The organism is Amycolatopsis sp. NPDC004625 (assembly GCF_040609695.1).
Taxonomy (GTDB): Bacteria; Actinomycetota; Actinomycetes; order Mycobacteriales; family Pseudonocardiaceae; genus Amycolatopsis.
In genome coordinates, this window is record NZ_JBEXKX010000010.1 from 164,184 (window position 1) to 173,785 (window position 9,602).

Sequence of the window (9,602 nt, forward strand, 5' to 3'; positions counted from 1 at the left end):
CCCACCGAAAGGTGGTGGATTCCGAAGATCGCGTGGCGCATTTTCTCCTCACCACCCCGGGTAGCCGGGTCGTTGCAAGAGGAGTTCGCCCATGAGCAGTTCGGAGCGGTTCGGTCGGGCCGTCAAGCTGGGTGCGGTGTCCGCGCTTTCCCTGGTCGCGCTGGTCGTCCCGGCCGCAGGAGCCGGGAGCGCCGTCGCGGCGCCGAGCGGCGACTGCTTCACCCCCGCCCACGCCGCCGACCGCGGCAAGGACGGCCACGCCGACACGGTGTCCCCGGCGGAGGCGGCCCGCATCGAGGCCGACATGCAGAGCAAGCTCGCCGGCAAGCGCACGGCCCGCACCGCCCAGGCCGCCGCGGTCTCGATCCCGGTGTACTTCCACGTCATCACCAGCGGCTCGACCGGCAACCTGCCCGCGTCGACCATCAGCAAGCAGATCTCGGTCCTGAACAGCGCGTACGCGTCGAGCGGCTTCAGCTTCTCGCTCGTCAGCACCGACTACACGAACAACTCCACCTGGTACAACGGCATCACCGACGGCACGTCGGCCGAGCGCAACATGAAGAACGCGCTGCGCAAGGGCGGCAAGAACGCGCTGAACATCTACACCGCCAGCCTCGGCGACGACCTGCTCGGCTGGGCGACGTTCCCGTCGAACTACAGCTCCCAGCCGAAGCTGGACGGCGTCGTCATCCTCGACGAGTCGCTGCCCGGCCGGTCGGCGACGAACTACAACGAAGGCGACACGGCCACCCACGAGGTCGGCCACTGGATGGGCCTCTACCACACGTTCCAGGGCGGCTGCTCCGGTTCGGGCGACTACGTGTCGGACACCCCGGCCGAAGCCACGGCGACGTCCGGGTGCCCGACGAACAAGGACACCTGCACCTCGACGGGCAAGGACCCGGTCCACAACTTCATGGACTACAGCTACGACAGCTGCATGTACGAGTTCACCGCGGGCCAGGCCACGCGGATGCAGAGCTCGTGGACGGCGTACCGCGCCTGACGCCCGCTCCCGCGGCGAAGTCCGTGAAGGCCACCTCGGGTTCGAGGTGGCCTTCACGGCTTTTCAGACGACCAGCAGCGTCTTCCCCACCGTGGCGCGCGACTCGATCGCCGCGTGGGCGTCCGCGGCCTTCTCCAGCGGGAAGCGCCGTCCGATCACCGGCACCAGCCGGCCCGCCGCCGCCTCCGCCAGCGCCGACTCCGTGAACGCCCGCATCCGCTCCGGGCTCCCGATCCCCCGCACCAGCGTGACGTCCCGCGCCGCGGCGTCCTCTTCGGACACTTCGGCCCACGATCCGCCGGCCAAGCCGTAGACCGCCATCCGGCCGCCCGGGCGCAGCAGCCCGAACGCCGCCGTGCCGATCGCGCCGCCGACGCCGTCGAACACGACGTCCACCTCGCCGGCCGCCGTCGTCCAGTCCGGCCGCAGGTAGTCGACGACCACGTCGGCCCCCAGCACGCGGGCCGTCTTCGCCGGCCCACCCGCCGCGGCGATCACCGTCGCGCCCGCCGCCTTCGCCAGCTGGACCAGCAGGCCGCCGACGCCGCCCGCCGCCGCCTCGACCAGGACTCGATCACCCGGGCGCACGCTGGTGGCATGCACCAAGCCGGTCGCGGTCCGGCCGTCCGCGAGCAGCGCCACCGCCGCGTCGAGGTCCAGCGCGGGCGGCACCGCGAACACCGCCGCCGCGTCCACCGCGACGCGCTCGGCGTACCCGCCGGACCCGCCCGTGGCCGTGACCACGCGCCGGCCCACCAGCCCCGGGTCCACCCCCGCGCCGACCGCGCCGATCACCCCGCCGACGCCGTTGCCCGGGATCACCGGCAACGAAGCCCGGAACGGCCCCGGCGCGCCCGCCCGGAACTGCGTCTCCACGAACGTGGTGTTCGCGAACACCACCTCGACCACCACCCGGCCCGGCCCGGCGACCGGGTCCGGTGCCTCCCCGGGGACGAGCTGCTCCGGACCACCGAACTCTCGCAACCACACTGCACGCATGCACCGACCGTGCGACTTCAAGTGAAGTCGAAGTCAAGGGTCTTGTTCGTCGAGCACCACGAAACCCGCAAAGATCTGTCCGGTCAGCACGATGACACCGCCGTCCGGGTGGTTCACCGTGAGTGCCACCACCGCACCGAATTCCGGACGCAGACCGACCCAGGAGGCCGACCGTGCGTATCGCCGTTCCCCGTGAGATCAAGAAGCACGAATACCGGGTCGCGCTGACCCCGGCGGGGGTGCACGAGCTGGTCGGGCGCGGGCACGACGTCTTCGTCGAGACCGGTGCCGGGGCGGGCTCGTCCATCACCGACGAGGAGTACGTCGCCGCCGGCGCGAAGATCCTCGCCACCGCCGACGAGACGTGGGCCGAGGGCGAGCTCGTCCTCAAGGTGAAGGAGCCGATCGCCGAGGAGTACCCCCGGCTGCGCGCCGACCAGGTGCTGTTCACCTACCTGCACATCGCCGCGGACCGCCCGCTGACCGACGCGCTGCTGGCCGCGGGCACCACGGCGATCGCCTACGAGACGGTGCAGACGGCGTCCGGCGCGTTGCCGCTGCTCGCGCCGATGTCCGAGGTGGCGGGCCGGCTGGCGCCGCAGGTGGGCGCGTTCTCGCTGATGAAGCCGAGCGGCGGCCGCGGCGTGCTGCCGGGCGGCATCCCGGGCGTGCACCCGGCGCGGGTGGTCGTCATCGGCGGCGGCGTGGCGGGCCTCAACGCCGCCCGCGTGGCGCTGGGCCTGGGCTCGGACGTCGAAATCCTGGACACGAACGTGGACCGGCTCCGCCAGATCGACAACGACTTCGGCGGCCGCATCCGCACGGTGACGTCGAACCGCCTGTCGGTGGAGGAGTCGGTGCTGCAGGCGGACCTGGTGATCGGCGCGGTGCTGGTCCCGGGCGCCAAGGCCCCGAAGCTGGTCTCGAACGAGCTGGTGGCCCGCATGAAGCCGGGCAGCGTCCTGGTGGACATCGCCATCGACCAGGGCGGCTGCTTCGCGGACTCGCGCCCCACCACCCACGACGACCCGACGTACACGGTCCACGAATCGGTCTTCTACTGCGTGGCGAACATGCCGGGAGCGGTCCCCCGCACCTCGACGTACGGCCTCACGAACGTCACGCTCCCGTACGCGGTCCAGCTGGCCGAGCACGGCTGGAAGGCCGCCCTGCAGGCGGACGCGGCGTTGGCCAAGGGCCTCAACACGCACGCGGGGGCCCTGACGAACGCCCCGGTGGCGGTGGCCCACGACCTGCCCCACACCGATCTGACCACGGTTCTGGCCTGACAGCAGAAGCCATTTTCCCCGAGCGGGCCCCTGTCGCGACGCGGCAGGGGCCCGCTGCCTTTTCCGGGACCGCACGCGATGAAGGGGAACAGCGGGACAGGGGCGCTCTTCGGCGAACCACAACACATCCGCGGCCCCGGTGGATCCGGCACACCCGGGTGAGAACACGAAGGGGCGACCCGCTCAACCAGCCTGGGGGTCACTGGGAGCGGGCCGCCGAGTCCTAGCTTAGAGGGGTTCGGCCGACTTTGCTCCACCGGGTCGGCAAGTCGCACGAATTCTTTACCGAGTTGATCTGCCGGCCGTGGCGAACCCTGTGGTCAGGGCCGCGGCACCGGTACCGGCCAGTAGCGGAACGTGACGAAGGTCGCTCTCGGCGGGTTCGGGCGTTCCGTGCGCGCGGGCGGGGCGGTTAGGGCAGGATGACGCCCCATCAGCGGGGAACGTTAGGGGACGGGATGCACGACGGCAGTGGCCGGATTGTGGTGCAGAACCTGAGCAAGCGGTTCGGCGCAGTGAACGCCGTGCAGGACCTGAGCTTCACGGTGGAACCGGGTTCGGTGACGGGGTTCCTGGGGCCGAACGGGGCCGGCAAGACGACGACGTTGCGGATGTTGCTGGGGTTGGTGACGCCGACGTCGGGGCTGGCGACGATCAACGGGCGCCCGCACTCGCAGCTGGGGAATCCGGCGCGGGTGGTCGGTTCGGTGCTGGAGAACGAGGGTTTCCACCCGGGGCGGACCGCCCGCAACCACCTCCGGGTGTACGCCGCGGCGATCGGGGTGCCGGACCGGCGGGCGGACGAGGTGCTGGGCCTGGTGGGGCTGGGCAGTGCCGCCGACCGCAAGGCGGGCGGGTTCTCGCTGGGCATGCGGCAGCGGCTGGCGCTGGCGACGGCGTTGCTGGGTGATCCGCAGGTGCTGGTGCTGGACGAGCCGACGAACGGGCTCGACCCCGAAGGCATCCTCTGGCTGCGGAACTTCCTGCGTTCGTACGCGAGGGAGCAGCGGCGGACGGTGCTGGTGTCGAGCCACCTGCTGAACGAGGTCGAGCAGCTGATCGACCAGGTGGTGATCATCAGCCAGGGCGTGACGCGGTACTACGGTCCGCTGGAGCAGCTGCGGCGGGGGCAGCAGTCGCGGGTGCTGGTGCAGCCCGCGGATCCGGCCGCGCTGGTGAAGGCGTTGCAGGAGCAGGGTGTGCAGCAGGTGTCGCCGACGCCGGACGGCCGGGTGGCGGTCGCCGGGTCGAGCGTCCAGCAGATCGGTGACGTGGCCGCGAAGGCCGGGATCGCCGTGTACGGGATGCAGGAGGAGCACGCCGATCTGGAGCGGATGTTCTTCCAGCTGACGCAGGGTCAGTACACCGGCGCCCCGGGCGGTTACCCGCCGCAGCCGCAGTACCAGGGCCCGCCGCCGGGGTACCCGCCGTCGGGTCCGCAGCAACAGCAGCAGCACTGGGGAGGACCGCAGCGGTGATGGGCAACCTGATCAAGGCGGAGTTCCGCAAGACGCTGTCGCTGAACACGTGGTGGGTGCTGCTGATCCCGCTGGCGCTGGTGGCGTTCTGGCTGACGTTCGCCTGGGGCAAGATCACCAACGACTTCGCGGACTTCCTCGGCTCGGACGACGCCCGCCAGGTCAGCGAGCTGATCGGCCTGGACCCGGCCAAGGTGCCGGTGGGGCTGCTGGCCCTGGCGCACGGCGTGAACATCGCGCAGCTCGTGCCGGCGCTGTTCGGCGTCTTCGCGCTGGCGGGCGAGTACCGCAGCAGGACGATCACGACGACGTTCCTCACGGCCCCGAACCGGATCTCCGCGCTGACCGCGAAGATGCTCACCTACGTGGCGTGGGGCGCGATCTACGGCCTGGTCAGCTTCGGCGTCTCCGCGCTCGCGGTGATGGCGTCGGTCGACTCGGGTCGCTGGCCGTCCGCGGGCCAGTGGCTGGCCGCGCTCGGCGGGACGGTGCTGGCGGCGGTCCTGGTGACCTTGTTCGGCATCGGCTTCGGCGCGGTGCTGCGCAGCGTGCCGCTGGCCGTGGTGCTGCTGCTGGTGTGGTTCCTGATCGTCGAGAACGTCCTGGTGATCATGTTCTGGGGCTGGGGCGACGTCCGCATCCTCGGCGGGATCCTGCCGAACGGCACCGCGAACGGCATCGTCGGCGGCATCGCCGCGGACGCGTTCGGGTTCAACTCGCTCAACCTGCCGAGCAGCGTGGACTCCGGGTCGCAGCTGCTGCTGCAGCTCACGGCGGGCGCGCCGGGCGTGCTGTCCTGGTGGGCGTCGGCGCTGATCTTCTTCGCGTGGACGATGCTCTTCTTCGGCCTCGGCTGGGCGGGCAACCAGAAGCGCGACATCACGTAGTCCCGCTGTCGTCGAAGGCCACCTCGAGCAGCTCGAGGTGGCCTTCTCCGCATTCGGGGAAATATTTTGTCGGTGGTGGCGCTTAGTGTGACAACGTGACCATCGCTCCGCCCCGCCCCCGTCAAGAGCTCCCACCTGCCGAGACCACCGGCTGGATCCGCCGGCTGTCCGCGGCGGCGTGGGAGCACCGCGTGCTCGTCGTGCTGTCCCTGCTGGCCGCCGCGCTCGGCGTCGGCGTGCAGGCCGCGAGCCCGCTGCTGGTCCGCACGGCGGTGGACGACGCGGTGGCGGGGCGGACCGGCGGGCTGCCCGGGATCGCCGTCTTCCTGGTGACGCTGCAGCTGGTCGCGTTCGGCACCGCGTTCGCGCGCCGCTACCTGGGCGGGAAGCTCGCCCTCGACGTCCAGCACGACCTGCGCCAGCGCGTCTTCAACGCCGTTTCGCGGCTGGACGGCGGCAAGCAGGACGCGTTGCGCACCGGCCAGGTCGCCTCCCGCGCGATCTCCGACCTGCAGCTGGTGACCGGCATCCTGATGCAGGTCCCGCTGTCGTTCGGCTCGGTGGTCTTCGCGCTGCTGTCGTTCGGCGCGATGCTGTGGCTGTCGCCGGTGCTGACGCTGATCGCGCTGGTCGTCACGCCCGCGGTCGGCATCATCGTGACGCGCAGCCGCAAGCGGCTCTTCCCGGCGACGTGGTCGGCCCAGCAGCGCGCGGCGGACGTCGCGCAGCAGGTGGAGGAGACCGTCACCGGCGTCCGGGTGGTCAAGGGCTTCGGCCAGGAGACGCGGGAAGTCTCGAAGCTGGAAGGGACCGCGCGCAAGCTGTTCGGGGAGCGGCTGCGCGCGGCGAAGCTGTCCGCGGTCCCGGCGGCGACCACCGCCGCCCTGCCGGCCGCCGGCCAGGTGGCCGTGCTCGGCATCGGCGGCGTGCTCGCGCTGAACGGGTCGATCACCCTCGGCACCTTCCTCGCCTTCGCGACCTACCTCGCGACGCTGATCGGCCCGGCGCGGATGCTGTCCGGCCTGGTCGTGCAGGCCCAGCTGACGCGGGCCGGCGCCGAGCGCGTGTACGAGCTGATCGACGCGCAGCCGGCGGTCGTCGACGCGCCGGACGCGCGGCCGCTGCCGGACGGGCCGCTCGGGGTCGAGCTCGACGGCGTCCGGTTCGGCTACACCCGCAGCGAACCGGTGCTGGACGGGCTTTCGGTCGCCGCGAACCCGGGCGAAACCCTGGCACTGGTCGGCACCGCCGGGTCCGGGAAGTCGACGATCTCGCTGCTGCTCCCCCGGTTCTACGACGTGCACGCGGGCGCGGTGCGGGTCGGCGGCCTCGACGTCCGGGACGTCCCGCTGCGGCAGCTGCGGCAGGCGATCGGGGTCGTGTTCGAGGAGGCGTTCCTGTTCTCCTCGTCGATCCGGGACAACATCGCCTACGGCCGCCCGGACGCGAGCGAGGAAGAGATCGTCGCGGCCGCCAAGGCCGCGGAGGCGGACGGCTTCATCCGCGCGCTGCCGGAGGGCTACGACACGCTGGTCGGCGAGCGCGGGCTGACGCTCTCGGGCGGGCAGCGGCAGCGGCTCGGGCTGGCCAGGGCGCTGATCACCGACCCGCGGATCCTGGTCCTCGACGACGCGACGTCGGCGATCGACACCGTCACCGAGGCAGCGATCTACGACACCCTTCGCTCGGTCACTGCGGCCCGGACCACCCTGCTGATCGCGCACCGGCGCTCGACGCTGGCGCTCGCCGACCGGATCGCGGTGCTGGACGAAGGCCGCGTCGTCGACGTCGGCACCGAGGCCGAGCTGATGGCGCGTTGCCCGCTGTTCCGCGAGCTGGTGGCGGGCCCGGGCGACGACGTCGAGGAGAAGCACCGTTGCGAGGGCCTCGACTGCGGCCGGGACGGGGTCACGCCGTCGCTGTGGCCGCGGGACGAAAGCCGGGACGAGGTCGACGCGCTGGCCGAGGCGGCGCGGATGCGCAGCGGGGACACGAACAGCAGCGGGTTCGTCGGCGGGGGCGGCGGCCTGGACGTGCCGCCGACACCGGAGCTGATCGAGGGCGTGCGCAACCTCCCGCCGGCCGTCGACGAGCCGCGGCTGCCCGGCGTGGACGTCACCGCGCCCGACCCGAAGTTCCGGCTGGGCGGGCTCTTGCGGCCGGTCCGCGGGCCGCTGGCCCTGGTGGTCGCGCTGGTGGCGGCGGACGCGCTGGCGTCGATCGCGCTGCCCGGGCTGTACCAGTTCGGCGTCGACCACGGTGTCCGCACGGGCGTCGAGTGGCTGATCTGGCTGGCCGCCGGGATCGGCGCCGCGGTGATCGCGGCCGACTGGCTGGTGGTGTTCGCGCAGACGCGGCTGACGTCTCGGGTGGGCGAAACGGTGCTGTACGCGCTGCGCGTCCGCAGCTACGCGCACCTGCAGCGGCTCGGGCTCGACTACTACGAGCGGGAGCTGTCCGGGAAGATCATGACCCGGATGACGACGGACGTCGACGCGCTCTCGACGTTCCTGCAGACCGGCCTGGCCACCGCGGTGGTCAGCGCGCTGACGCTGGCCGGGATCACCGGCGCGCTGCTGGTCACCGACGCCGGGCTGGCGCTGTACGCGCTGGCGATGGTGCCGGTGCTGGCGGTGGCCACGGTGATCTTCCGGCGGTCGGCGTCGAAGGCGTACAACGAGGCCCGCGAGCGGGTCAGCGTCGTGAACGCGGACATGCAGGAGAACGTCAGCGGGTTGCGGGTGGCGCAGGCGTACACGCGCGAAGACCGCTCCGCGGAGGCGTTCGCTTCGCGCAGTGACGACTACCGGCGCTCGCGGCTGCGGGCCCAGCGGTACGTGGCGACGTACTTCCCGCTGGTGGCGCTGCTGTCGGACCTGGCGACGACGACGGTGCTGGTGGCGGGCGCGAACCGGGTGTCGGCGGGCACGCTGTCGGCCGGCGTGCTGCTCGCGTTCCTGCTGTACCTGCAGCAGTTCTTCTCGCCGATCCAGCAGCTGTCGGCGGTGTTCGACGGCTACCAGCAGGCGAGCGTCGGCCTGAACCGGATCGGCGACCTGCTGCGGACGCCGACGTCGGTGCCGGCGGCCGAGCGGCCGGTGGCGGTGCCGCCGCGGCTGCGCGGCGAAGTCTCCTTCAAGGAGGTCGAGTTCTCCTACGCCGGCGCCGAGACCCCGGCGCTGGCGGAGTTCTCCCTGGACGTCGCGGCGGGCGAGACGATCGCGCTGGTCGGCGCGACCGGGGCCGGCAAGTCGACGGCGGTGAAGCTGGTGGCGCGCTACTACGACGTCACCGGCGGCGAGGTCCGGATCGACGGCACGGACGTCCGCGAGTACGAGCTGGCCGGGATGCGGCGCCGGATGGGCGTGGTGCCGCAGGAGGCGCACCTGTTCTCGGGCACGGTGGCCGACAACGTCCGCTACGGCCGCCCGGCGGCTTCGGACGCGGAGGTCGAGGCGGCGGTCCGGGCGGTGGGCGCGCTCGACGGCGTGGCGGCCCTGCCGTCGGGTTTCCTGCAGCCGGTGGGCGAACGCGGGCGGTCGCTGTCGGCGGGCCAGCGCCAGCTGGTCGCGCTGGCCCGGGCGGAGCTGGTGGACCCGGACGTCCTGCTGCTGGACGAGGCCACGGCGGCCCTCGACCCGTCGACGGAGGCGGCGGTCCTGCGGGCCACGGAGACGGTCGCCCGCCGCCGCACGACGTTCGTGGTCGCCCACCGCCTCGCGACAGCGGCCCGCGCCGACCGCATCGTGGTCCTCGACCACGGCCGCATCGTGGAAACCGGAACCCACGACGAGCTCCTGGCCGCCAACGGCCACTACGCCCGCCTCTGGGCCCTCGGCTGACGTACCGGACCGGTCGGTTCGCGTACCTGCAGCGTCGGTTCGCGTGGGGGTGCGGGGGGGGGGCCGAAGCACACCCCACCGGCAGCAACACCACCCCC

6 protein-coding genes are annotated in these 9,602 nt (G+C 72.3%); 5 read left to right on the forward strand and 1 reads right to left on the reverse strand.

The window, feature by feature from the left end:
* The first annotated feature begins 91 nt into the window (after positions 1-91).
* Complete coding sequence (locus tag ABZW17_RS14180) at positions 92-1,009, forward strand: zinc metalloprotease (protein WP_354813226.1); 918 nt, start codon at positions 92-94, stop codon at positions 1,007-1,009.
* A gap of 63 nt (positions 1,010-1,072) precedes the next feature.
* Here ABZW17_RS14180 and ABZW17_RS14185 read toward each other — a convergent pair whose 3' ends face one another.
* The gene (locus ABZW17_RS14185; protein WP_354813228.1) at positions 1,073-2,008 is read right to left on the reverse strand and encodes a zinc-binding dehydrogenase; all 936 of its coding nucleotides are present in this window, start codon (positions 2,006-2,008) and stop codon (positions 1,073-1,075) included.
* 173 nt (positions 2,009-2,181) lie between these two features.
* On the opposite strand from ABZW17_RS14185, the gene ald reads away from it, so the two are divergent.
* The 4 genes from ald (at position 2,182) to ABZW17_RS14205 (ending at position 9,504) form a co-directional block, all read left to right on the forward strand.
* Positions 2,182-3,297: an alanine dehydrogenase gene (ald, locus tag ABZW17_RS14190; protein WP_354813230.1), complete on the forward strand. Its 1,116-nt coding sequence runs from the start codon at positions 2,182-2,184 to the stop codon at positions 3,295-3,297.
* Between the two features lie 458 nt (positions 3,298-3,755).
* On the forward strand, positions 3,756-4,775 hold the full coding sequence (locus ABZW17_RS14195) for an ABC transporter ATP-binding protein (RefSeq protein WP_354813232.1): 1,020 nt from the start codon (positions 3,756-3,758) through the stop codon (positions 4,773-4,775).
* Positions 4,775-5,662, forward strand: coding sequence for an ABC transporter permease (locus ABZW17_RS14200; RefSeq protein WP_354813234.1), 888 nt, complete (start codon positions 4,775-4,777; stop codon positions 5,660-5,662). The genes ABZW17_RS14195 and ABZW17_RS14200 overlap by 1 nt, the downstream gene beginning before the upstream one ends.
* A gap of 95 nt (positions 5,663-5,757) precedes the next feature.
* Positions 5,758-9,504 carry an ABC transporter ATP-binding protein gene (locus ABZW17_RS14205; protein ID WP_354813236.1) on the forward strand — a complete coding sequence of 1,249 codons (3,747 nt, stop codon included), beginning with the start codon at positions 5,758-5,760 and terminating at the stop codon, positions 9,502-9,504.
* Positions 9,505-9,602: the final 98 nt, after the last annotated feature.